This is a genomic window from Enterococcus sp. M190262 (genome assembly GCF_005843965.1).
GTDB classification, from domain to species: Bacteria; Bacillota; Bacilli; order Lactobacillales; family Enterococcaceae; genus Enterococcus_D; species Enterococcus_D gallinarum.
In genome coordinates this window covers 2,243,488-2,266,517 of sequence record NZ_CP040461.1, presented here as the reverse complement: position 1 = coordinate 2,266,517, position 23,030 = coordinate 2,243,488, and the positions used below count along the sequence as shown (strand labels likewise).

The following is a 23,030-nucleotide window of genomic DNA, read 5'->3' as shown; positions in this document are numbered from 1 at the left end:
TATCAACGTGATCTTCTCGTTCCCAGACAGTTGAGTCCTTCTTTTTCCAAACGGGTTCTCACACTGATTTGTCAAATTAATGAAATTAAATTTCCTTTTACAAAAAAATCATTGAAATGCAATTACACATACACTACAATAAAGACGAGGTTGAAACCGAATACATTTCTGCCCAAGTTCATCTAATTTGGTTTCGACAAACACAAAAGAAAGGAGGAGAAACAATGCTTGGAATTGGACTCATGTCTGGAACTAGTTTAGATGGTGTTGATGCCGCATTAGTAGAAATCGATAATCATTCACAGCCATCTATTCGTCTGTTGCATCTGACGACTACTGCTTTTTCCCCCGAGCTGCGCCAAAGAATAAAACAAGCCTGTGACCCGGAGGACTCTTCTGTTTCCTTGATCTGTCAGTTAAATGTTGAGCTAGGCTATGCCTTTCTCGCTGCTTGTCGTCAGGTCTGCCAAGAAACAGCAGTAACCGAAACTAGCATTGACTTTGTTGCTAGCCACGGACAAACTATTTGGCATGCACCCTCGGAAAACCCGCTTGTTTCCAGTACGTTTCAAATTGGAGAGCCGTCAATCATTGCCTACGGACTCGGAACAACTGTGGTTGCCGATTTCCGCGCGATGGATATGGCTGCTGGTGGACAAGGAGCACCGCTTGTACCTTATACTGATTATCTCTTGTATCGTTCCCCTGATAAAACCCGCTTATTGCAAAATATCGGTGGGATTGGAAATGTGACGGTCCTGCCGAAAAATGGCACATTAAGTGATCTTGTCGCCTTCGATACTGGTCCTGGAAATATGATCATCGATGAACTGATGCATCAATTATTCCAACTTCCTTACGATGCTGAAGGAAGGATTGCTCAACAGGGAACCATTATTCCTAAATTGCAAACACAATTAAGAAATCATTCCTATTTCGATCAAGCACCCCCTAAGAGCACTGGACGGGAACTATTTGGTCAAGCATTCAGTGATCAACTATTAGCAGATTTTTCTGCAGAAAAACCAGCAGACTTAATAGCAACAGTGACCGATTTTACTGCCTACTCGATTGCCGAGAGCTATCGGCGCTTCGTTTTCCCACTTGTTGAAAGCGGACCCATTGAAGTGATTTTAGCAGGCGGCGGCGCGCATAATTCAACACTAAAAAAAATGCTGGTCAACTACTTACCCGTTGAGATTACAGTGATTACCCAAAATGATTTAGGTTGGTCCAATGATGCGAAAGAAGCTATGGCATTTGCCCTTTTAGGATACGAGACCTTACAGGGACATAAAAATAATGCTCCTGCCGCGACTGGTGCCAAACAATCCGTGATTCTGGGAAAGATCATCCCAAATCCATTTGGTCCCATAGGAGAGCGGAATCACCCAACATAACTTTATCAATTCAACCATATGAACGTTTTCACAGGAGGTTAAAAAATGTTAGATAAATTTACACAGTTCATTGAACGTCACCTGGCTGGACCAATGGAAAAACTGGGGAGTCAACGGCATTTACGGGCGGTCCGCGATGGGATCGTCTCTACTTTGCCACTGATTATCGTCAGCTCATTTTTTATGATTTTAGCTTTTCCTCCCCTGCCACAAGACTGGGGAATCTATCAATTTCTTTCGAGCCATGCGACCACGATCTTGCTTCCTTACCGCATGACGATGTACATTATGAGTTTATATGCCGCATTCGGGATCGGCTTTAGCTTAGCCCGTTCCTATAAACTCGATGGTCTCTCTGGTGGTATCTTAGCCACCACAGCTTTTTTATTGACTTTCACGCCAATAAATATTCCCCCCGAAGCTTTGGAGGCTGCTGGTACAGCCGGATTTGTTTTACCAATGGCAAACTTGGGCAGTGCCGGGATGTTCGTAGCGATCATTACATCGATTTTAGCTGTCGAGATTTATCGTTTGACGGATAAATCTAAATTTAAAATCACGATGCCGGAACAAGTCCCTCCTGCTGTTGCTCGATCTTTTGAAGCTTTAACGCCAACATTGATCATTATTTTAGGTATGGGGGCAATCACCTATTACATTGGCTTTGACTGGCATACCATCGTAGCAAAAGTTGTTGATCCTCTAGTTAGCGCAGCCGATAGCTTGCCAAGTGTCTTATTGATCACTTTCTTAACGACATTCTTTTGGTCCTTTGGGATCCATGGTGCCTCGATCGTTGGTTCACTGGCACGGCCGTTATGGCTGCAATTATTGGAAGGCAACACCACTGCGTTAGCTTCTGGCGATGTGATTCCCAACATTGCTGCTGAGCCATTCTACCAATGGTTCATTTGGATCGGCGGCGCTGGGTCAACCATCGGTCTGGCGATCTTGCTTGCTTTTCGTACAAAATCCGAATTCGGATCAAAACTAGGAAAAACCGCATTGATCCCTGCTATTTTCAATATCAATGAGCCGCTGATTTTTGGGACGCCTATCGTCTTGAATCCAATTTTGATTCCGCCATTTATCATTGCACCATTAGTCAATGGTGTAATTGCCTGGGTAGCCACCTCGGCTGGTTTAGTCAACAAAGTGACCGTCAATGCCCCTTGGACATTGCCAGGACCAATTGGTGCCTTTCTTGCAACAGGCGGTGACTGGCGAGCAATCGTCTTAAACATTCTTTTGATTGTACTTTCCATCCTCATTTATTATCCATTTGTAAAAATCTATGACAAAAATGAATTGGAAAAGGAAAATCAACCAGTCACTGAATAACTCTTGATGAGCTAAAAAAGGAGCCTCTGTCTAACAGAGACTCCTTTTTAAAATTTTTTTGAGCATATCAATAAGGTGCTGCTTTTCCTAGGTAAGAAGCACGAAGCAACCCTACTTTAGAAATTAGAAATAAGACTATGTTTTAACGCAGTGTTACTATTCTAACAATCATTAAGGGAAATTATTATCCTTCCCTTAATGCACCTTTTAAGAAATTTACAAACTATTTATATAAGATATCTATTCATTTTATTCAATAGGCAAATTGTGCTGTTTCAAGAAAGATAGCTTATCCCAGTAGCCTCTTTGAAATAAAATTTTATTATTTACTATTTGAAAAAAACCGCAACCTCTCAAACCTAATGGGTCACGCCACTCTAAAATTGCCCATTGTCCATCTTCGAAAATGTTTTCAACGATACAAACCATTTCTGCGTTAGAGAAGTCTTGTTCAAACATTTTCTTTATAGCCTCTTTTCCAATAACTGGCTCATTGGCAACCTGATGGTTTATTGCATTGTCATCATATAATTCTGAAATAATTTCTACATCCGCATGATTAAATGCGTCAACCCATTGGCAAAGTATTTCTTTTGGCTTCATATCATTTTACCTCCTCGATGTGTAAAAATCTTCATTTTAATTTGCACTATAAAACAAGTATCTAATTGTATTTATATATTCTACTTTCACAAATAATTTTTGAACATCTGAAATCAAAGAATTACTATTTGCCCTAATAGGCCCTCTAAACCTTTAACTAATCCCTTGTTATTGATTATCTTATAGCATATCCTCAAAAAATTATCAAGTTCAATATTTATTTAAAACACAGTCAAAAATAAAAGAAGAAACGCATCAACGTTTCTTCTCTTCTACTTCATAAACAAAATTCGGATCTATTTCTTGGTCGAGCTTTGTAAAAGCACCTTGAATGCGGCGTTCCACTTCTGCTAACCCTTCTTTATCCATTTTCTTGATATCACTGATATCGATCGCCTCCCCAAAACGAACGGTTACTCGTCGACGTTTAAATAAATCTTTTAGCGTTAAGGGACCTTGATAAACAGAAGGAACGATTTTTACCTTCGCCATTTTGGCGATCAGTGCCATGCCACCCTTCAGCGCGGTCGAATGTCTTGTTCCGCTAGGAAACATAATGAGACTCAGATCTGTATCTTTTAAGATTTTCACCGGTGTTTTGACAGCACTCGGCCCTGGTTTGTCACGCTTTACCGGAAAAGCATTCGCATGAATCAAAATAAAGCGCAAGATTGGATTCTTAAACAATTCTTCTTTTGCCATAAAGCTGAACTTTTTGGGACGAGCAGCCACCGCCAGATACAACGGATCCCACCAGGTACGGTGAGGTGCAACCAATATGTAATTTTCATTTTGCGGCAAAGCCTCTTTGTTTTGATATCGGGCGTTCCCGTTGATCAAAAACAAAATGACCCGAACCACGCCTCGCATAAAGCTAAAAAACATACTCACTTTCCTTTCCAGTTTCTTTTATAAGTATGCAAAAAAACGCTTCAAATGACAAGCCTTTTTTGTCGTTTCCGATTATTCTTAATCGTAGTATAATACAAAGGAAATGAATTAGAACAGGAGTATGCTTTCATGTTGCAATCAAACGAACGCATAGATCAATTATATGCGGAAGATATCAAAATCATCCAAAGCAGCGAGGTCTTTTCTTTCTCCCTCGATGCCGTTTTGCTAGCTAACTTCCCAACGATTCCCAAACGGGGACGAATCGTTGATCTGTGTGCTGGAAATGGTGCAGTCGGCTTGTTTATCAGCCGTAAAACTTCGGCTCATATTTACCAGATCGAGCTGCAGGATCGGCTGGCTGATATGGCCCAACGCAGTGTAAGCTTGAATGGGCTTGAGGAACAAATAACGGTTTACCCAATGGATTTAAAAAACATCTTTACCAAAATCAAACCGGATTCGGTGGATCTCTTGGTCTGTAATCCGCCCTATTTCAAAAATGTTCCCACTGCTGTTAAAAATCCCAATCCTTATCTGGCGATTGCTCGCCATGAAATCGAGACCACATTAGACGAGGTGGTCCACACAGCCAGTAAAGCGCTGAAAATGAATGGGCGCTTTGCTATGGTTCACCGACCTGATCGTTTTTTGGATATTTTAGACTGCATGAGAAAATATCGGATCGCCCCCAAACGTGTCCGTTTCGTCTATCCCAAAGCAGGGAAAGACGCGAATATCCTATTGATCGAGGGCATCAAGGATGGTAAAGCTGATGGTTTCAAGATTGCCTCACCGCTGATCACTTATCATGCGGATGGGAGCTACAGTGAGGAAGTGAGTCGGATGCTTTATGGCAGCTGATACGCATTACTTCTATGTATTGCTCTGTAAAGACAATACCTTTTACGGTGGTTATACCACAGATTTGATACGCCGCCTGCATCAACACAATCAAGGCATTGGAGCAAAGTACACTCATCCAGCTAGTCGTCGCCCCTTACAAATGATCCATGCGGAAAGTTTTGCTACCCGTAGTGAAGCCACAAAAGCGGAAGCTGCCTTTAAAAAACTGGTGCGCAAACACAAAGAACGTTATTTGACTGAACAGAAAGAAAAAAATGTTTTGAATGCTCAATCTTCAATGGGAAGTAAAGACATCACAAAAGGATAGATGAATCGGATGATTCACCTATCCTTTTGTCTCATGTAATGACATTTTTTATTGGTTTCCAGGGACTGCCCAAGCTGTTTGACTTTTGCCAAACTCTTTTGGCAAGATCCCATCAATGGATTCATAGACTAACTCTTTTTTGCTCTCAGGCAAAACGATGGCTGTTAAATAATTGTTTGTTTCTGTAAAAAAACCGATGTCTGCAAAAGCGGACTCAATCAGATGGTATTGGACACCTTGCAGCTCAGCTTGTTCTTGTTTCGCAAAGATTGGCTCTTGGCGCAAATAGTAATACTGTTCTCCTAGTTTGAAATACACAGAGTTGTGCGCAATACCCAGAAATTGGATTTCTCGGCTAACCGGTTCTGCTTGATAGATCCCCAGAGAAGGAATGGCTTCACTTTGGATTCGCTGATAAGCCGCCAACGTGCTCTGATCATAATATTTATATTCGATAAAGCGTTTTTCCCGATCGCGGATATTTGGCGTAATTTGTGCATTGTCATTTTTAAAGTCGTGAAAAAAATGATCTCCTAACAAGAAACCGCCGCCGCAAAGCAACAAAACTACGACAGGCAGCCAGATCAAACCCTGCCGCCGATTCTCCCGATACAACAAAAGGATCAGCAAAAGTAAAAGCGCCACTAATCCAACGACTAATAAAACCGGAACGATTGAATAATAAAAAAACTCACTTTTAAGCCACATTTCTGCTGACATGAATGCAATCATCGTCTACTCCTTTTCAGTTCAAATAAGCACCTATCATCAACCCAATAAAACTAGCCGTCAATCCTACAATGTACGTACTGAAAAAATAAAGATAAAAGTACTGGCGATTGGTCTTTAGCAATGTAAATAATTCAATCGTCATTGTTGAAAAAGTAGTATAACCGCCCATGATCCCTGTTCCAAGCAAAAGATACAAGTGTTGATCAATCTGAAGACCGGCAAGAATCCCTAGTATCAACGCACCAGATAAATTAATCAGCAAAGTGGCTTTGGGAAAAGGATGTGGTCTTCGTTCAAAATAACGATTGATACCATAACGCAGGACAGCGCCCATGGCTGCACCAATTCCTACAACGATATATGCCATACTTACACCTGCTTTCTAACGAGGGCTTCGCCTAACCAGACAAAAAATAACCCGCCGCAAATCGACAGGATCAAATACCCCGCCGCTAATCCATAGGCTTGCTTTTGCAGCAACTGCACCGTGTCAAGTGCAAAGGATGAAAAAGTCGTCAAAGCACCGCAAAATCCGGTCCCCATGCCCAAGATCAAACGTCCATTCAAGTGTCTTTTCGTCATGATCTGCTTGACTAAAAAGCTAAAAATAAAACAGCCAATAAAATTAGCCAGTAATGTGCTTAAAGGGAAGATGCCCCAAGACGGCAATTCCGAAGCAAGAAAATAACGTGCCATGCCGCCAAAAAATGCAAAAAATGCCACAACAAGTACATTCATGTTGATCCTTCTTTCTAAAAGAAAAAGAACCAAGTTCATAAAACCTTGGCTCTTCTAGAAAATGATTATTTCGCGCGTTTGATGTACGTACCTTCAGAAGTATTGATTTCTAGAGATTCGCCTTCTTCGATAAAGTCAGGTACGTTGACGACCAAACCTGTTTCCATCGTTGCTGGTTTACCTGAGCCAGTCACAGTCGCACCTTTGATCGACGGTTGTGTTTCAACAACTTTCAAGATGACTGATGATGGTAATTGAACCCCAATCACTTCACTGCCGAAGAATTGGATCTTCACTTCCATGTTTTCCAGAATGTATTTCATTTCTTCTTCTACAACTTCAACCGGAATTTCATATTGTTCATAGGTTTCCAAGTCCATGAAGAACGCTGTATCGTCCATTGTATACAAATATTGAACAGCTTTCGTATCAATATGAGCTTTTTCAAATTTTTCTTCTGGACGGAATGTTGTATCATAGGTTGAACCTGAACGAACATCGCGCAATTTCATACGCATGACTGTATTCCCTTTACCAGGTTTGTGATGGCTGGCTTCTAATACCTTGATTAGTTTGCCGTCTTGCACGAATGTCATTCCTGCTCTTAAATCACTTGCATTGATCATAATGGTTTATTCTCCTTCGTCTTAGATAATCCTTGTCTATTGTATCAAAAAAACTGGCTTTGTTCTACAAAAATCAGTCTTGTGATCGGACAAGTTTTCGCCGTTTCTCCATATAATGAGGATCATACTCATCCGTTTCAATATAAATATACATTTTTTTATCCGGCATGAAGCTGCGGATCTTTGCTTCGATCTCGTTAATGATTTGATAACCGATCTCCTCTTGTTTTGCTGTGATATCAATTTTGGCAGCGACTAAGATTTCCGCAGGACCTAAATGAACGGTTTTGATATCCAATAATCGATCGACATCTGGACGATCAAAGGCTTCTTTGATCAGTACAAGATCTCTTTTCGTCACGCTTTCGCCAATCAATAAACTGTAAAATTCTCGTGCCAAAAAGATAGCAGCAATCATCAACAAAATACCGATCAGCAAGCCACTGAAAGCATCAAAAAACGCATTGCCAGTGACCATTGTCAAGATCGTTCCACCCATTGCCAAAATCAAGCCAATCACTGCACAAAAGTCTTCGGTAAAGATAATCAAGATCTCACTATGGCGACTTTCTTTCAAAAACCGATAAATAGGCTGCTTTTCTACGTTCAAGGTCCGAATTTCTTTGATCGCGATCCACAAAGAACTACCTTCTACAACTAAACCGAAAAGCAAAATACCAATCACTAGCCAAGTATTACCAACTTCATGAGCAGGATGCAGCAGCTTTTCAAAAGCTTCCATTACACCTAGAGCGCCCCCACCAAAAAACAGCATCATCGCTACGATCGTACTAAAGAAGTATTTCGCGCGTCCTTCGCCAAATTGGTGAAGTTCACTTTGCCCTTTCGTTGCTCGTTTATCACCGATCAACAGAAAGATTTGATTGCTGCAATCGACCACGCTGTGAATACTTTCATTCAACATCGCCGCACTGCCGCTCAATGCGTAGCCGACAAACTTGCTGATGGCAACTAAAATATTCGAGATGAGTGCTGCTATCACCGCCATCATACCGTTTGCTTGTTTTTCCATTCAAATTCGCTTCCTTCCAAACCAAATTCTTGCCTATTATATCTCAAAAAAGGACCCTCGCACAGGAGAGAAAAAGAGCTATTCCTTTTTTTGTTCTTTTTTGACCCGAGCTTCTCTCCGACTGATTTTCTTCGTCCAAAAGCCGCCAGAAATATATTTGGGCTCATAGCTAATGATAAAGGCCCGTTCTTCGATTTGTTTGATTTTTTGAAACAGTTTCTTCTCGCTTTTGCGTTGTGAGAGAATTTCAAGGATCAATCGCGGACCTTCTAATCCTTCTCCGTAACTTTGAGTAACACCATATCCTTCTTGGCGTAAAATTTTTGGCAAATTCTTTTCTTCATCTGTATTCGTCGGTAAAATCACCGTGACCATCGTATAGCCTAAAGCTAGCTGATCTTCGATTTTGATTCCAACACTAACTCCTGCAGCGTAACCTAATGCATAAAACAGTAGGTTCAATGGATTGTCTAAGCGATCCAATACCATCGACAATCCTAATATATAAATCGTGATCTCGACCATACTGACCAGCGGTGCAATCAGCCGATACCCTTTCATCGTCAATAAAAAACGTATTGTATTCAATGTGACATAAGCCATATTGATAAAGAAGATCATCGCTAACATTTGCAAATCAATTTCCATCCCGTATCCCTCCTCTTTTAAGAATAGCAAATGCTTCTCAAAAGTGAAAATAATTGAGAAGTTGCCACTGTTAGTCACCGTTTTCTTTCAACAAATAAAAACAAGGAGGACAGCTGCCGCTTCTTTAACGGAAATTGTCGCTTCAGCTTTCTTGATATTTTTTGAAAAGACTAGCGGTATTCTGAAGCACAAAACAACTATCCAAATCACAGATGATAGCGACTGGTTTTGTCAGCTTACTTCATCCAGCAAGCTAGCGCCACAGCTTCATCTACAATTCAGATAGTTGCTTTCTTTGTTGTTTAAATCATTATCCTTGTTTTATTAACGAATAACTCCCAACTGCTTGTTGAGCGAGAGATTCTCACGAGTGCCTTTGCTTATTTCAGTTGTCCTACTCATCAAGAGCGAAAGTAGCCATTTTTATTGCTTTCTGACTGCCCCTCTTCGATCATTCCTTCTAAGGAACGATCCAGAACAGCTCGCTTATCGCCGTTTTTTTTGTTCATGCCGCGAAATTCCCGCCGTGTCATGCCTACAGATTGCGGTCGATTGAACTTTCTGACCGTGGGATCATCGCCTTCTTTTACTTGGTAGGCTGCTGGCTCAGTATCAAAGAGCAAATAGGATTCGCGGGGTTTCTCCATTGAATCCATCAGTTCTTGTGAAGTGATCTCTTCTTTTTCTTGTTCAGGGATGATCGATGCAGGAATGTATTTGGGAACAAAATAAGATCGCCCAGAATACTCTTTCTTGGTCGGTGTTGGCGTTTCAGCCCGTTCTGCTTTACTCGTCACTTTATAAGAAGCACGTCGTTGATCATTGCCAAAAAGATTTGTTTTGCCGGTAGGTGTACTTTCCTGCAAAGGTCGTTTTCCATAGCTTGGTAAATTTGCCCGATGTTGCGCTAATTCTTCTTTTTGCCGCACACTATGACCGTAATTGGGGTGACTGGAAGGAATTTTCCGACGCAATGAGTGAGCAGAATCCTTTTCTTTGCTGCTCGTGCTAGGTTGATCCTTGATTTCTGTCAAAATCCAATCATCAGACTGACTGAAAACTTCCTTGTGTTCGGACTGCAGCTTTACACCTTCTTGATCATCATATGCTGGAAAACGGAAATGTTTGCGTTTCACATCTAAATAATTTGCCAATTCACTCATCCTCTGGTTGCGATTTTTTATAATCATATCATATTTCAGTGAATAATTCACGAAAGCTGTGGTGCCTTTTGGGAATATTCAATGACCAAGTGCAATAGATTATTACGTCAGACTAGCTGAATTTGGCTCTTTGACATGTGCATACAATGGTTCGATCTGCCAAATGTCATCAGCATAATTTTGAACCGTATAATCTGCGGAAAATTTGCCGGCATTCGCAATATTCATCAAGCTGATCGCTTGCCAGCGCTGTTGGTCTTTATAAGCTAAATCCACGCGATATTGGGCATCGCAATAAGATTTAAAGTCTTTCAACAAGAAGTATTCATCATTATATTTTAATAGTGAATCAAACACTTCCCGACCTTCTCTTTCTATATTTGGGATCGTTCCGTCAATAAATGCATTCACAACTCGTTGCAGCACAGGATCTTCTTCATAAAACGCATACGCAGAATAGTTTTGTTGGGCATAATAAGCATAGACCTCTTCTTCTGTTAATCCAAAAATGGCAATGTTCTCATCTCCGATTGCATCTCGAATCTCAATGTTCGCGCCATCCAATGTCGCGATCGTGACTGCCCCATTCAACATCAGCTTCATGTTGCTAGTACCGGAAGCTTCTTTTGATGCTAAGGAAATTTGCTCACTGACATCTGCTGCGGGAATGATCCGCTCAGCCAATGTGACATTGTAGTTTTCCAAAAAGACGACTTTCAGCTTATCATTGATTGTCGGATCATGATTGATCAGGTTAGCTACTTCATTGATCACTTTAATAATGGCTTTCGCATAATGATAACTAGGTGCGGCCTTCGCTCCAAAAATAAATACCCGCGGATGAATCGGTGCCTGAGGGTCATCTTTCAAGTCAAAGTAAAGTTTCAAAATATGCATCACATTCAGCAATTGTCGTTTATACGCATGGAGCCGCTTGATTTGGACATCAAATATCGCGGTTGGATCAACTTCGATCCCGGTTGTCTGCTGAATATATTCAGCTAACGCTTGTTTGTTGGTCAGTTTTGCATCTGCTAGACGTTGCAATACTGTTGGATCTTCTTGGTAATTTTTCAATAATTGCAAGTCTTGCGGGTTATGGCGCCAACTTTTGCCGATAGTCATATCAAGCACCTTTGATAAAGGTTGGTTGGCTAACTGCATCCAACGACGTTGTGCGATCCCATTGGTTTTATTATTGAACCGTTCTGGGAATATCAAATAAAAATCATGTAGGACAACGGATTTCAACAGATCAGAATGGAGCTTTGCGACACCATTGACACTATGGCTGCCAATAATCGCTAAATGCGCCATATGGACTTGGCCATCAATAATAATACGCGTCCGATTAAGAAGGGCAGCTTCGTGAACCTCTGCATACTCTTCAAGATAACGACGATCGATTTCTTCAATGATTTGGTAATTCCGAGGAATAACTTCTTTGAATAGATCAATCGGCCATTTTTCTAAAGCTTCAGCCATAATCGTATGGTTGGTATAGCTCATGACTTTCACTGTGATTGACCATGCTTGTTCCCATGGCAAATCATGATCATCTAACAATAACCGCATCAATTCGGATACACATAATGCAGGGTGGGTATCATTGATATGGATAGCAATTTTTTCACTCATCATCGTTAGCGGATGATTCAATTTTAAATAGTAGCGAACAATACTTTGAATGCCTGCTGAGACAAAGAAATATTCTTGCATAAGTCGAGTCTTCTTGCCTCGTTCATTAGAATCATCTGGATACAAGACAGCGGTCAGATCTTCTAGAGAACGACGAGATTCAATGGTTGCATAGTTGGCTTCTTCCGCTGCAGGAACCTCAACGCTCCACAAACGTAATGTATTGATCATATCATTTTGATAGCCAACCATTCCGGTATCATAAGGAACCGCACGCCAAACATACCCACCATGCCGTTCAGGACGCAGCCTCCCATTCTCGTCTTCAATCAAGTACACTTCGCCGCCATATTGGATATCCACGGCTTTACTCTCCTTTCGAACCTCCCAGACATTTCCGGCACGTAACCAGTCGTCAGGCAGCTCTACTTGATGCCCATCTACAAACTTTTGTTTAAAAAGGCCATAATTATAACGGATGCCGTTCCCATTTCCTGGCAACCCTAATGAAGCCAAAGAATCCATGAAACAAGAAGCTAATCGTCCCAGTCCACCATTTCCTAATGCCATATCTTTTTCAACTTCAGCAACTTCATCTAATGAAAAGGATAACTCTTCGAAGAGCTCTTCCGCAGTATCCAGCAACCCTAAATTCAGTAGATTACTTTTCAACAGTTTTCCAGGTAAAAATTCGATTGAGAAATAATACGCCTGTTTCTGCTGTTCAACGAGCAGATTTTTTCGTGTCTGGCTCCAATCATTCGCGTAGCAGCTCTTGACCACGTTAGCTAAAGCTAAAAACAATTCTTGCGGTGAAGCTTCTGCGATCTCGATCGAAAAAATATCTTTCAACCGGGTTTCTAATAATTCTTGCAAGGTAGCTTTCTCCATTACAATTCACTCCTTTATGACTATCAATTTGTATGAAAAAGGACAGAAGCACCAATCGCCCTTGTCGCTAGGTCGTTCTGTCAAACCCGCTCTACTTTCAGACTAATGAATACTTCTGTCTTATACTTGATTATACTTTGATCGCTTGGTAGAGATCAATATATTGATTGGAACTAATGTCCCAGCTAAAATCTTTATTCATGGCTTGTGCTTGCAAAGATTTCCACGTCTGCTGGTCGTCTTGATAAAGCAGGATTCCTTGTTTCACTGCATTCATCAAATAAAATGACGTGAACTCTTGGAAACCAAATCCGGTGCCTTGATGAGTGATTGGATTGTATGAATCTACCGTATCTTTTAGACCGCCAATCTCATGCACGACTGGCAATGTCCCGTAACGCATGGCGATCATTTGTGAAAGCCCGCAAGGTTCAAAAGCAGAAGGCATCAAGAACAGATCCGCTCCGGCATACATTTTTTGCGCCAGTCCAATATCAAAAGAAATCACCGCAGCACATTTTTCTGGATATTTTGCAGCAAAGTAACGGAATCCTTCTTCAAATTCCGGTTCTCCCGTTCCTAACAGCGCAAATTGAACATCAAATTGCAATAAGTTTTCCATTTCCGGCATTACAAGATGAAAGCCTTTTTGTGTAGTCAAGCGGCTGACCACTGTGATAAGAGGAACATCACGCGCTGGCAGCCCCAGCATCTTTTGCAATTCTTGCTTGTTTGCAGCTTTACCGGACATTTCATCGGAAGTAAAATGATAGGGCAGCAATGGATCTGTTGCGGGATCGTTGGTTTCATAATCGATTCCGTTCAATATTCCTTGCAGTTTCCCAGATTCCATTCTTAGAATGACTTCAAGTCCGCAACCAAATTCTGGTGTTTTGATTTCCTCACTATAAGAAGGACTGACTGTTGTGATACGATCTGCGTATAAAATACCTGCTTTCATGAAATTCAAACAGTCATTTAATCGCAATGTCCCGTCATCGTAACGCTCTGTCCCCATGCCAAACAAGTCCGGTAAAATATCTTTGCTATACCATCCTTGAAAGCCAATATTATGAATCGTCAAAACGGTGCGGATATTCTGATAAGCATTGATCCAATGATATTTTTCTTTCAGAAGAAAAGGAATCATTGCTGTATGGTAATCATTCACATGAATCACGTCAGGAATAAAATCGATTCTCTCCATCATTTCGATAGTTGCTAGTTGAAAGAAGGCAAAACGTTCGCCATCATCATAATAATCGTATAAATTATCACGACCAAAATAGTACAGATTATCGATAAAATAGTAGGTAACACGATTGAGAACTAGTTTCTTCAACCCACAATATTGCTTACGCCAACCCACATTGACTTCAAATGAAAAACAATCTTCCAGCTGTTCTTGATAGTCGGCTGACATTTTAGTAAAGAATGGCAGAACCACGACTGTTTCTACCCCTTTTTTGACAAGTTCTTTGGGCAATGCACCCACGACATCCCCTAGTCCACCTGTCTTGAAAAATGGCGCGCATTCTGCTGCGGCAAATAGTACCTTCATGCCGTTGCTCCTCCAATTAGATCTTCAGTGACATGGGTATTTTTTTTGACGACGATCGGTGCGTCACTGGTTCCTCTAACTTTGACACCTTCTGCGATCACAACATTTTTATCGAGAATAGCATAGGAAACTTCAGCACCTTCCTTGATTTCATTATTCCCAAAAATGATCGTGTCTTTGACATGGGCATTCGGATGAATCGTTGTTCTGCGGGCAACAAGTGACCGTTCGACAGATCCTTCTACGATACAACCAGAAGCAAAGTGACTATTTTTGACATCCGAAGTCTCAGCGTAATAGGTTGGCACTTCATTCTTCAGCTTGGTGTAGATCTTTTGATTTGAGTAAAGCAATGAGGTAAATTTGTGGACATCTAACATATCCATGTTGGTTTGGTAATAGGATTGAATATCATAAATATTGCTTAAATAACCAGTATATTCATACAAGCTAGTATTTTCGATAGAGATTCGTTCCCGCAAGAAACGACCTAGGTCTGGAGTAGCACCTACAGCTTGTCCTTCTTTTAAAGCTTGGATCAGGCGGTCTGTTTTGATGATGAAAATATCAGTACAAAGATTGACCATACTTTCTGTCTCGCATTTCTTCGCTTGGACAGCTTCATTCAAATGGCCTTCTTCGTCAACTGAAAAGATCAAGTCATTGTCACTTACGTTATCACTGCTGATTCGTTTATAAACGACCGTCATTTCTTTATTCTGTAACTGGTGGATTTTCAGCAACGCCCGCAAATCGATGTTGCACAAAATATTGCTGCCCATATAAACCGTATGCTCTGATTTAGATTTTTCCAAATAATCGATCACGTTATAGTAATACTCTTGACCAGCAGCTTGCTGTTTTAATGAGTCTTGGAACAAATGAATGAAGAAACGGTTTTGAACACCATCTAGATTCCATTCTTTCCCGCCACCGATATGGTCAAATACGGATTGTGTTTCTCCTTCATTAAAAATCATATACACTTGTTTGATATTTGCATTTTCAATACTTGACAAGTTGAAATCAAGCAAACGATATTTACAATCAAACAATAGCGTCGACAACGGACGACTTTCCGTTAAGGGCATCAGTTCTTTGTAGCGGTGCAAATTGCCTAAAATGGCACACATTTTATTAGTTCTCATCAATCGTCACTCCTATCACTTCAGAATAACCAACAACAGCAATTTCATCTGTTCCGTCTATGACTGCATCATCACCGATCACTGCATTTTCTCCAATGATCGCGCGTTTTAGTGTTACATTTTTCCCAATGACTGCTCCAGGCATGACCACACTATCTGTGATCTTGGTTCCTTCTTTGACTTGAACATTTTCTGATAAAATACTATGTTCAATATCTCCAGCAACATAGCAACCATCCATGATCAACGAATTTTTTGCAGAACCTGTTTCTGTAATGAAATGAGGAGGAGCAATCGGATTTTTTGAGAAGACTTGCCAATTTTTATCACGGATTCCCAGTTCCATCTGTGGATCGATAAATTCCATATTAGCTTCCCAAAGAGAATCAATGGTACCCACGTCTTTCCAATAGCCTGAAAAACGATAAGCAAATACATTGTCGCCACTTTCCAAGTAAGATGGAATCACGTGTTTCCCAAAGTCGACCATTTCGCCGTCTTTTGTATAATTGCTTAACAGTACGCTGCGTAAGCGAGCCCAGTCAAAGATATAGATTCCCATTGAAGCTAAGTTACTTTTTGGCTCTGCTGGTTTTTCATCAAATTCAATGATCCGGTCATTTTTATCTGTGTTCATGATACCAAAGCGGGAAGCGTCTTTCATTGGCACTTCTAGCACTGCAACAGTAAGAGACGCATCGTTTTCTTTGTGTTTTTCCAGCATTTCTTCGTAATCCATCTTGTAGATATGGTCACCGGATAATACTAATACATATTGAGGGTCCATTTCATCAATGTAGGCAATGTTTTGATAGATCGCATGGGCTGTTCCCTCAAACCATTTTCCACCTTCAGAATTTGAGTAGGGTTGTAAAATCGTCACTCCGGTATTGATACCATCTAACCCCCAACTTGATCCGTTTCCAATGTGACTGTTCAATGCCAAAGGTTGATACTGTGTCACCACACCAACATTCTTAATCCCTGAATTGACACAATTACTTAATGTAAAATCGATAATACGATACCGACCACCAAAAGGTACTGCAGGTTTCGCAATATTTTTGGTCAACTTCCCTAAACGTGTGCCTTGTCCTCCTGCGAGGATCATCGCTAACATCTCTGTTTTCATTTTCTTGAGCCGCTAAAAAGCCAATCTCTTTCACGATGCCGGTGTTATTTTCGATATGAATGCTTTTCTTTCAAAAAACCTTCTTTTCGATATCACCTTTCACGTTGTCACTTCGATTGGACTTTCGAGCCAGCTCCTCCCCCCTTTCATTTTTTCCTGCGTTTGATTTGAATCTTTTCTGGTTTTATAATCAATGCCCCAAGTGCTGGCAAAATTGTTTTGATTTGATAAGGATATTCTTTGAATGGAATCGCTTCTGTTTGTTGGTCTTGATTATTCTGGGTCCAAGTCCCGCCAAAACTATCGCGTTCGGTATTCAATACTTCACGGTAGGTCCCTTCATACGGAACGCCAATGGCGAAATCGTGGCGTTCAACAGGTGTCAAATTCAATACAACGATCACGAAATCTTTTTTGGTTTTACCTTGTCGCAAATAGGTCAATGTTGTTTCCGCTAAGTTATCAGCATCAATGACTACTAGCGATTCTTCTTTATCTTCGATTTCCCACAATGAGCGCTCCTGTTTATACAGTTCATTTAGTGTCTTTGTAAATTGCTGCATACGCTGATTTAGTTCATCTGATAAATCGACCCATTCAAGCCCGTGATCATATTTCCATTCCAAAAATTGTCCCCACTCACTGCCCATAAACAGCAGTTTCTTCCCTGGATGGGTCATCATGTAGGTATACAAATTTCTTAATTGTGAAAATTGCTTGTAACGATCTCCCCACATTTTGTGCATTAAGCTACGTTTGCCATGGACGACTTCGTCATGGGAAAGGGGTAATATATAGTTCTCATTCATGCGGTACATGAATGAAAACGACAACAAACTCAAATGATCCTTACGGAAGATTGGATCCATTTGGTAAAAACGCAGGACATCGTTCATCCAGCCCAGATTCCATTTGTAATCAAATCCAAGAGCCCCTTCTTCAATCAGGCCTGTAACTTTCGTTTCTGAGGTACTTTCCTCAGCGATCATCATCACTTCTGGATGCGCCAGTTTCACGACTGCATTTAGTTTCTGCAAGAAGTAATAACCTTCATAATTTCGATTGCCCCCCTCATGATTTGGTTGCCAAACACCCTGGTCGTAGTCTCGGTAGATCATGTTCGAAACCGCATCCACGCGAATCCCATCGATGTGATAAAATTCGATCCAAAAAAGGGCACTGGATAGCAAGAAACTTTGTACTTGTGGTTTGCCTAAATCAAAATTGATTGCTCCCCAACGAACATTTTTTGCACGATCGGCATCTTGATATTCAAATGTCGGCGTTCCATCATAGTAAGCCAAACAATCATCATTGACACAAAAATGGCCCGGCACCCAGTCAACTAGGACACCGATATTTTCCAAGTGACAGGCTTCAACAAAATCTTGAAATTCTTCTGGTGTGCCGTAATAAGCGCTGAGCGCAAAATAGCCAATCAATTGATAACCCCACGATGTGCCTAATGGATGTTCCATCAATGGCATAAATTCAATATGGGTGTAGCCCATTTGTTTGAGGTAAGGAATGAGTTCATCTTTTAATTCAGAAAAACGATAAGGGGTTCCATCTGCGTGGTGTTTCCAAGAACTTGCATGGACTTCATAAATATTAAGTGGTCGTTTAAATTGATTTTGACGCTTTTTGCGGCCTTGCCACAAACCATCACGCCATTTTTTTGCCGGCACGGTGTACAAGACAGCAGCCGTTCCAGGACGTTCTTCGAAATAAATTGCATATGGATCAATTTTCATGATTTCACGGCCGTCGGCTTGCTTGACCTTGAATTTATAATGCTGTCCTTCTTGAGGCTGATTGGTGGTAATTTCCCAAATCCCCGATTCGGAGCGTTTCGTCATCGGCAAAGAGTCATCCCATTGATTGAAGTCACCTACTAGCCAGACATTTTGCGCATTTGGCGCCCAGACACGAAAAACATAGCCTGCTTTCATACGATGTGCACCTAAAAGATGCTGTGAATAAAAATTTTCACCGGTCGTAAACTGCTTCTCTGCTGTAATCATTTGCTCATTTTCCACTCGTATGTCAAACCTCCTCTTAGATCAACCCTATTTTTTCAGCCAATCAATCTTCCATCTAAAAACAGAATATTAGGAAGATCACTGGGAAAATAGTTCAGGGCAGATGGCTTTAATTTAGCATTGCTGCTCCTATATGTAGAATAGCATAAATTAAAGATCTCGTAACGTAAAAGCCTTGGCGATTGCCGGAATAGAACAATTCCTATTCCTGATTCGTTGTATTTCGATCCTCTGCTTATAATCAAAAGATTTAAGGCAGAAAAAAAACAGCTTGAACACGATTGGTTCAACCTGTTTCAGTGCTGCTTCTTTTTTTGGAAACAAAAGCGACATAAGAAGCGACACTTACTTGAAACAAACCGACGATCAAAAATAAAGCAAACAAAAATGGATGGAATTGAACTTTCATCTGGAAAGCCGTTATGACCGCAGCGATCCCAATTCCGGCTGAAAGATAAGGCCAAGAACGAAAAGACCAGAAGCTGGCAACTGTTGTATATAAACTACAGATGCCCAATAAAAAAAGCCTTGTGACCACATCAAAGACTGTGTCTGAAAAATGTATATTCTCTGAAAAAATTTGATTTGCATTAAATGTGTTAGGAACTTTTAAAATAAATAAAAGTGCCGACACCATACTAAGAATAAAAATAAACACATGGCTACTTGCAAAGACGATTCTTTGATTTGATTTCACCTGAGACTCACAACCTTTGATTAATCCATTCAGAGACAGGCATGACCTTTCTCTCGATCCTAAAAAGAATCATGCCCGCCAAAGTTCTTTCACTTGTCCATCTGTATATACTTTATACACTTTTTCATATTGCTTATTCATTGATTGACAGGCAATCAAAAAGTATTTTCCATTCCCGTCAAACTCAAGATCTCCTAATGCTTTCAAAGATACTGATTCTGTCTGTCCTAATTTATTCGTCAAAAAACGAACAGCTTGGGCCGGAGTCAATAAATAGTTTTTCATTAACAACCAGTCGATCACGATTGGTACGATTGTATTTGCTTGACATTCATTTTTTTGTTTAAGTGCAAAAATTAATTCTCCATCAGAAAAGCGGCTTTCTTCAATACCGGCTTCGCAAAGTTCTTTTCGTGCATGCTCAATTTCCGCCATCGAAACAAAAGTGATCATCTCTGCTTTGCTTCTTGTTTCTTCAATCACTTCTGTATGAAATGCTTTGATTCCTTCCAATTTTTACGCCCCCTTTCAAAATTCTAAAATTATCATACCACCTCAAATGAGAACAATCAATTAATACGCTCGTTATTTTCTAATCATTTTCAAATAATAAAAAATGCAAAAAAAGAAAGAAAACGTTATCCCGAAGAGGGTTTTAACGAATTCTTTCTTTTTTATCTTTTGTGTTTCTGAACGTTTATTAAAATTTTATCATTTCCGTGATGAGAATTGTTTGCGGATTAGATGTTTTTCCAAGATAATCTGCTAAAAATGTGCGCCGATCAAATTCGGACAATCCTTCCATCGATGACCCATTCTGCTCAGTGAGAAACGCAGGATCAACAACAGGAAGATCAAAACCCTGTTCTGACTGAAGAATATTTCCTTCTATGAGTGATGTCAGAAAAATACTTGGTCGGATTTTTCGCTGTTTTGCCACCCGTTCAAAGATGACACTGATTTGATCCAAGTAATAGGCCTCATCAACATCCCCTAGCAAATACAAAAGCTTCTGATAGATTGGCAATGACAGTAGTTGTCGATTTGCTGCAAAAAAAGCGGGAATCGTTGCCGGCCATTTTTCTTGGGAAAGAGAAATAAGCTGGAATGACTCATGGATTAGCCGATAAATGAATCCTTGTACCACCCCTTCCTTACAAGCATAGAAAAAGCGTTGGTCACTCATGAGTTCCGCTTGTAAAATGAACGCCAACTGTTCTGAAATTATCGTATTAGGTAGTTGCCAACGTTCACGACTCTTCTGCTGATCTTGTGTGGAATAGATAGGAAATGCCACTTGATAGCGACGATCCTTTCGGTTAATGATCCCAGCATCGATCAACTGATCAAGTATTTTTTCAAAATTTTTCTCTGGAAAATTTTGTTTTAATTCTCTTAAGATTGGTGGTTTTTGTTTTTTTTTCAAGAAAAGAATCAGTTTTAAGAACAACTCTGAATCAATAATTTTCTGAATTCCTTGATAATGACTACTATAAAAAAATTCCATGTCTTTCGCTCTCTTTCCATTCCCACTAGAAGGGCCGTCTTCCCATTCAAAAATAGCCGGACAATCTTAAGCTTCCCTGCTAGCCAAAAACCTTTCATTATTACAGTGAAAGGACTGCAGTTGCTGATTGTCCGACAAATTCAAATGTTCATCTTTTTTGCCCGTATTATCCTGTCAGCTATTAGTTATTAAAGCTTTCAGTTAATTGCGGCACAACTTGTTTTTTACGAGAAACAACCCCAGGTAAGAATGCACGATTTGCTGTCAAGACAACGTTAAACGCCGCTTCAACCGGTGCAGTTGGCTCTCCAATCACTAGCAATTCAGAATTGCTGTTCAAAATATCAGTAACGACTAATAAGTACAAGTCATAGCCTTTTGCCTGATTTTCGGCCTTCATTGCTGTTTCTAGCTCTTCTTGGCGGCTAAACACTTCATTCAAATCCACTGTATTTACTTGACCGATACGAATGTTTTTTCCACCCATCGGAAAACTTTTTGCATCTAGATCCAACAACTCAGCAGCCGTTTTGGTTGTTAAATTTGTTCCAGCTTTCAACATATCCAGACCGTACGCATCTAAATCCACATTAGCAATTGCTGCTAACTCTTTTGCAGCGGCGATATCTTCCTCAGTACATGTAGGTGACTTGAACAACAATGTATCTGAAACGATCGCTGACAACATGATTCCGGCAATAGCTGCGGGAATCTCTACATTTGCCTCACGGTATAATTTCAACACGATCGTACTCGTACAGCCAACAGGTTCTGCACGGTAGTAGAGAGGGTTTGCAGTTTCAAAATTGGCGATACGATGATGGTCAACTACAGCTAAAATGGCAGCTTCTGCTATCCCTTCTGCACTTTGTTGAAACTCATTATGATCCACAAGCATCACTTCTGAACCAGCCTCAATCTGCTCAATCACACGCGGGGCTTCAAGTTCAAAATGAGACAAAGCAAATTGCGTTTCTTCGTTTGGTGTTCCCAGAGCAACTGCTTCGGTATCTTTTCCTAATTCCTTTTGCAAGTGCGCAAAAGCAATCGCTGCTCCAATAGCATCTGTATCAGGATTTTGGTGTCCAAATACTAATATTTTCGACATAATGATCGCTCCTAATTCATTCATTTTCCACTTTCTAATGATAGCAAAAAATAGGAAAGAATCAATAGTTATCTTCTCTACGCTTGTTAACGGGTAAGATAACCTTTATAGTCATCGACATGAAGCAACTCTTTTGCATTTTTCACGCGATCTTGTGTTGGCGGCTCAATTCCTTCCAGTGGATACTTCAGCCCTAATTCATCCCATTTATATTTACCCATTGTGTGATAAGGTAAAATCTCTACTTTATCTACATTATTCAACGTCTTGATAAACGCATCTAAACGGATCAAAAACTCATCATAATCACTTCTGAATGGCACCAGCACGTGGCGGATCCAGACTGGCTTATTGATTTCTGAAAGGTATTTTGCCATTTCTAAGATGTTGTCGTTGGATTGTGTGGTCAGCTTCTTATGAGCATCATTATCAATATGCTTGATATCAAATAATAGCAAATCAGTGACAGTCATCAACTCTTGAAATTTGCTAAAAAAAGGTTCTTCCCGAGTAAAAGGTTTTCCGCACGTATCTAAGGTGGTGTTCACCCCTGCAGCTTTGGCTTTCCGGAAAAGATCGATCAAGAAGTCCAACTGAAGCAATGGTTCTCCGCCACTCACAGTCAGCCCACCTTTTTCTCCCCAAAATTCTCGATATTTGAGTGCTTCTTCCAGTACGTCATCTGTCGTCCGTTCGATACCGGCACCGATTTTCCAAGTATCTGGATTATGACAAAACTCACAACGCATCCGGCATCCTTGCATAAAGACAATAAAGCGAATACCTGGTCCGTCCACTGATCCGAAACTTTCTGTTGAATGAATATGTCCTGTTACTGACATGTTGCTCTTCCTTTCTTGAAGAAACTAAAAATAAAGTTGCATCGTTTTATTCCATTGATTCCTCGCCCGTACTCGCAGTGAGGCAATAGTTTGATGAACAAACTACGCTTGTCAT

23 protein-coding genes are annotated in these 23,030 nt (G+C 40.5%); 4 read left to right on the top strand and 19 right to left on the bottom strand.

The genetic code is table 11. The annotated features are described in order from the left end of the window. The first annotated feature begins 224 nt into the window (after nucleotides 1-224). Both anmK and FE005_RS10610 read left to right on the top strand, forming a co-directional pair. On the top strand, nucleotides 225-1,400 hold the full coding sequence (gene anmK, locus FE005_RS10615) for an anhydro-N-acetylmuramic acid kinase AnmK (RefSeq protein WP_003127023.1): 1,176 nt from the start codon (nucleotides 225-227) through the stop codon (nucleotides 1,398-1,400). Nucleotides 1,401-1,445: 45 nt separating this feature from the next. Next, nucleotides 1,446-2,741: a PTS sugar transporter subunit IIC gene (locus tag FE005_RS10610; protein ID WP_003127022.1), complete on the top strand. Its 1,296-nt coding sequence runs from the start codon at nucleotides 1,446-1,448 to the stop codon at nucleotides 2,739-2,741. Between the two features lie 249 nt (nucleotides 2,742-2,990). Here the strand turns inward: FE005_RS10610 and FE005_RS10605 are convergent, their stop codons facing one another. Continuing rightward, on the bottom strand, nucleotides 2,991-3,344 hold the full coding sequence (locus tag FE005_RS10605) for a nuclear transport factor 2 family protein (protein WP_003127021.1): 354 nt from the start codon (nucleotides 3,342-3,344) through the stop codon (nucleotides 2,991-2,993). A 255-nt stretch (nucleotides 3,345-3,599) separates the two neighbouring features. Then, nucleotides 3,600-4,229, bottom strand: coding sequence for a 1-acyl-sn-glycerol-3-phosphate acyltransferase (locus FE005_RS10600; protein WP_003127020.1), 630 nt, complete (start codon nucleotides 4,227-4,229; stop codon nucleotides 3,600-3,602). 135 nt (nucleotides 4,230-4,364) lie between these two features. On the opposite strand from FE005_RS10600, the gene FE005_RS10595 reads away from it, so the two are divergent. Both FE005_RS10595 and FE005_RS10590 read left to right on the top strand, forming a co-directional pair. Next, on the top strand, nucleotides 4,365-5,099 hold the full coding sequence (locus FE005_RS10595; RefSeq protein ID WP_021151099.1) for a tRNA1(Val) (adenine(37)-N6)-methyltransferase: 735 nt from the start codon (nucleotides 4,365-4,367) through the stop codon (nucleotides 5,097-5,099). Continuing rightward, complete coding sequence (locus tag FE005_RS10590; RefSeq protein ID WP_103299926.1) at nucleotides 5,089-5,409, top strand: GIY-YIG nuclease family protein; 321 nt, start codon at nucleotides 5,089-5,091, stop codon at nucleotides 5,407-5,409. The genes FE005_RS10595 and FE005_RS10590 overlap by 11 nt, the downstream gene beginning before the upstream one ends. Nucleotides 5,410-5,457: 48 nt before the next feature. On the opposite strand, the gene FE005_RS10585 is transcribed toward FE005_RS10590, so the two are convergent. From FE005_RS10585 to pflA, 17 genes are all read right to left on the bottom strand, one after another. Beyond that, nucleotides 5,458-6,141, bottom strand: coding sequence for a hypothetical protein (locus FE005_RS10585; protein ID WP_138371752.1), 684 nt, complete (start codon nucleotides 6,139-6,141; stop codon nucleotides 5,458-5,460). 13 nt (nucleotides 6,142-6,154) lie between these two features. After that, entirely contained in the window at nucleotides 6,155-6,508 is a 354-nt protein-coding gene (locus tag FE005_RS10580) for a CrcB family protein (RefSeq protein ID WP_005472325.1), read from the bottom strand. A gap of 2 nt (nucleotides 6,509-6,510) precedes the next feature. Next, nucleotides 6,511-6,879, bottom strand: coding sequence for a fluoride efflux transporter CrcB (gene crcB / locus FE005_RS10575; protein ID WP_138371751.1), 369 nt, complete (start codon nucleotides 6,877-6,879; stop codon nucleotides 6,511-6,513). Between the two features lie 65 nt (nucleotides 6,880-6,944). Further along, complete coding sequence (gene efp / locus FE005_RS10570) at nucleotides 6,945-7,505, bottom strand: elongation factor P (protein WP_003127013.1); 561 nt, start codon at nucleotides 7,503-7,505, stop codon at nucleotides 6,945-6,947. A 73-nt stretch (nucleotides 7,506-7,578) separates the two neighbouring features. After that, nucleotides 7,579-8,538 (bottom strand): cation diffusion facilitator family transporter, encoded by a 960-nt coding sequence (locus FE005_RS10565; protein ID WP_113849890.1) that lies wholly within the window; start codon nucleotides 8,536-8,538, stop codon nucleotides 7,579-7,581. A gap of 78 nt (nucleotides 8,539-8,616) precedes the next feature. Then, nucleotides 8,617-9,186, bottom strand: coding sequence for a DUF2179 domain-containing protein (locus FE005_RS10560; RefSeq protein ID WP_003127011.1), 570 nt, complete (start codon nucleotides 9,184-9,186; stop codon nucleotides 8,617-8,619). Between the two features lie 401 nt (nucleotides 9,187-9,587). Then, nucleotides 9,588-10,349: a hypothetical protein gene (locus tag FE005_RS10555; RefSeq protein ID WP_138372210.1), complete on the bottom strand. Its 762-nt coding sequence runs from the start codon at nucleotides 10,347-10,349 to the stop codon at nucleotides 9,588-9,590. A gap of 102 nt (nucleotides 10,350-10,451) precedes the next feature. Continuing rightward, on the bottom strand, nucleotides 10,452-12,878 hold the full coding sequence (locus tag FE005_RS10550) for a glycogen/starch/alpha-glucan phosphorylase (RefSeq protein WP_138371750.1): 2,427 nt from the start codon (nucleotides 12,876-12,878) through the stop codon (nucleotides 10,452-10,454). A 130-nt stretch (nucleotides 12,879-13,008) separates the two neighbouring features. Next, nucleotides 13,009-14,439, bottom strand: coding sequence for a glycogen synthase GlgA (gene glgA / locus FE005_RS10545; protein ID WP_005472317.1), 1,431 nt, complete (start codon nucleotides 14,437-14,439; stop codon nucleotides 13,009-13,011). Continuing rightward, the gene (glgD, locus tag FE005_RS10540; RefSeq protein ID WP_005472316.1) at nucleotides 14,436-15,587 is read right to left on the bottom strand and encodes a glucose-1-phosphate adenylyltransferase subunit GlgD; all 1,152 of its coding nucleotides are present in this window, start codon (nucleotides 15,585-15,587) and stop codon (nucleotides 14,436-14,438) included. Before glgD ends, glgA begins: the two co-directional genes overlap by 4 nt. Further along, a complete protein-coding gene (locus FE005_RS10535; protein ID WP_003127006.1) occupies nucleotides 15,577-16,719 on the bottom strand; it encodes a glucose-1-phosphate adenylyltransferase in 1,143 nt (380 codons plus the stop codon). The genes glgD and FE005_RS10535 overlap by 11 nt, the downstream gene beginning before the upstream one ends. A 146-nt stretch (nucleotides 16,720-16,865) precedes the next feature. Then, nucleotides 16,866-18,743: a 1,4-alpha-glucan branching protein GlgB gene (glgB, locus tag FE005_RS10530; protein WP_029486951.1), complete on the bottom strand. Its 1,878-nt coding sequence runs from the start codon at nucleotides 18,741-18,743 to the stop codon at nucleotides 16,866-16,868. A gap of 304 nt (nucleotides 18,744-19,047) precedes the next feature. Further along, nucleotides 19,048-19,458 (bottom strand): hypothetical protein, encoded by a 411-nt coding sequence (locus FE005_RS10525; RefSeq protein WP_005472313.1) that lies wholly within the window; start codon nucleotides 19,456-19,458, stop codon nucleotides 19,048-19,050. 69 nt (nucleotides 19,459-19,527) lie between these two features. After that, nucleotides 19,528-19,971: a hypothetical protein gene (locus FE005_RS10520; RefSeq protein WP_138371749.1), complete on the bottom strand. Its 444-nt coding sequence runs from the start codon at nucleotides 19,969-19,971 to the stop codon at nucleotides 19,528-19,530. 187 nt (nucleotides 19,972-20,158) lie between these two features. Beyond that, entirely contained in the window at nucleotides 20,159-20,965 is an 807-nt protein-coding gene (locus FE005_RS10515) for a DUF1803 domain-containing protein (RefSeq protein WP_138371748.1), read from the bottom strand. 181 nt (nucleotides 20,966-21,146) lie between these two features. Next, a complete protein-coding gene (locus FE005_RS10510) occupies nucleotides 21,147-22,073 on the bottom strand; it encodes a manganese-dependent inorganic pyrophosphatase (RefSeq protein WP_103299920.1) in 927 nt (308 codons plus the stop codon). Nucleotides 22,074-22,159: 86 nt separating this feature from the next. Then, a complete protein-coding gene (pflA, locus tag FE005_RS10505) occupies nucleotides 22,160-22,915 on the bottom strand; it encodes a pyruvate formate-lyase-activating protein (RefSeq protein ID WP_003126995.1) in 756 nt (251 codons plus the stop codon). Between the last annotated feature and the right edge of the window lie 115 nt (nucleotides 22,916-23,030).

Excerpts from the sequence above, each read along its gene's own strand:
- FE005_RS10580 (WP_005472325.1), bottom strand. The coding sequence starts at position 6,508 with ATGGCATATATCGTTGTAGGAATTGGTGCAGCCATGGGCGCTGTCCTG.
- glgA (WP_005472317.1), bottom strand. The coding sequence starts at position 14,439 with ATGAAGGTACTATTTGCCGCAGCAGAATGCGCGCCATTTTTCAAGACA.
- FE005_RS10590 (WP_103299926.1), top strand. The coding sequence starts at position 5,089 with ATGGCAGCTGATACGCATTACTTCTATGTATTGCTCTGTAAAGACAAT.
- FE005_RS10550 (WP_138371750.1), bottom strand. The coding sequence starts at position 12,878 with ATGGAGAAAGCTACCTTGCAAGAATTATTAGAAACCCGGTTGAAAGAT.
- pflA (WP_003126995.1), bottom strand. The coding sequence starts at position 22,915 with ATGTCAGTAACAGGACATATTCATTCAACAGAAAGTTTCGGATCAGTG.
- FE005_RS10595 (WP_021151099.1), top strand. The coding sequence starts at position 4,365 with ATGTTGCAATCAAACGAACGCATAGATCAATTATATGCGGAAGATATC.
- FE005_RS10535 (WP_003127006.1), bottom strand. The coding sequence starts at position 16,719 with ATGAAAACAGAGATGTTAGCGATGATCCTCGCAGGAGGACAAGGCACA.
- FE005_RS10515 (WP_138371748.1), bottom strand. The coding sequence starts at position 20,965 with ATGGAATTTTTTTATAGTAGTCATTATCAAGGAATTCAGAAAATTATT.
- FE005_RS10560 (WP_003127011.1), bottom strand. The coding sequence starts at position 9,186 with ATGGAAATTGATTTGCAAATGTTAGCGATGATCTTCTTTATCAATATG.
- crcB (WP_138371751.1), bottom strand. The coding sequence starts at position 6,879 with ATGAATGTACTTGTTGTGGCATTTTTTGCATTTTTTGGCGGCATGGCA.
- anmK (WP_003127023.1), top strand. The coding sequence starts at position 225 with ATGCTTGGAATTGGACTCATGTCTGGAACTAGTTTAGATGGTGTTGAT.
- glgD (WP_005472316.1), bottom strand. The coding sequence starts at position 15,587 with ATGAGAACTAATAAAATGTGTGCCATTTTAGGCAATTTGCACCGCTAC.
- FE005_RS10610 (WP_003127022.1), top strand. The coding sequence starts at position 1,446 with ATGTTAGATAAATTTACACAGTTCATTGAACGTCACCTGGCTGGACCA.
- FE005_RS10510 (WP_103299920.1), bottom strand. The coding sequence starts at position 22,073 with ATGTCGAAAATATTAGTATTTGGACACCAAAATCCTGATACAGATGCT.
- FE005_RS10600 (WP_003127020.1), bottom strand. The coding sequence starts at position 4,229 with ATGTTTTTTAGCTTTATGCGAGGCGTGGTTCGGGTCATTTTGTTTTTG.
- glgB (WP_029486951.1), bottom strand. The coding sequence starts at position 18,743 with ATGATTACAGCAGAGAAGCAGTTTACGACCGGTGAAAATTTTTATTCA.
- FE005_RS10585 (WP_138371752.1), bottom strand. The coding sequence starts at position 6,141 with ATGATTGCATTCATGTCAGCAGAAATGTGGCTTAAAAGTGAGTTTTTT.
- FE005_RS10555 (WP_138372210.1), bottom strand. The coding sequence starts at position 10,349 with ATGAGTGAATTGGCAAATTATTTAGATGTGAAACGCAAACATTTCCGT.
- FE005_RS10565 (WP_113849890.1), bottom strand. The coding sequence starts at position 8,538 with ATGGAAAAACAAGCAAACGGTATGATGGCGGTGATAGCAGCACTCATC.
- efp (WP_003127013.1), bottom strand. The coding sequence starts at position 7,505 with ATGATCAATGCAAGTGATTTAAGAGCAGGAATGACATTCGTGCAAGAC.
- FE005_RS10605 (WP_003127021.1), bottom strand. The coding sequence starts at position 3,344 with ATGAAGCCAAAAGAAATACTTTGCCAATGGGTTGACGCATTTAATCAT.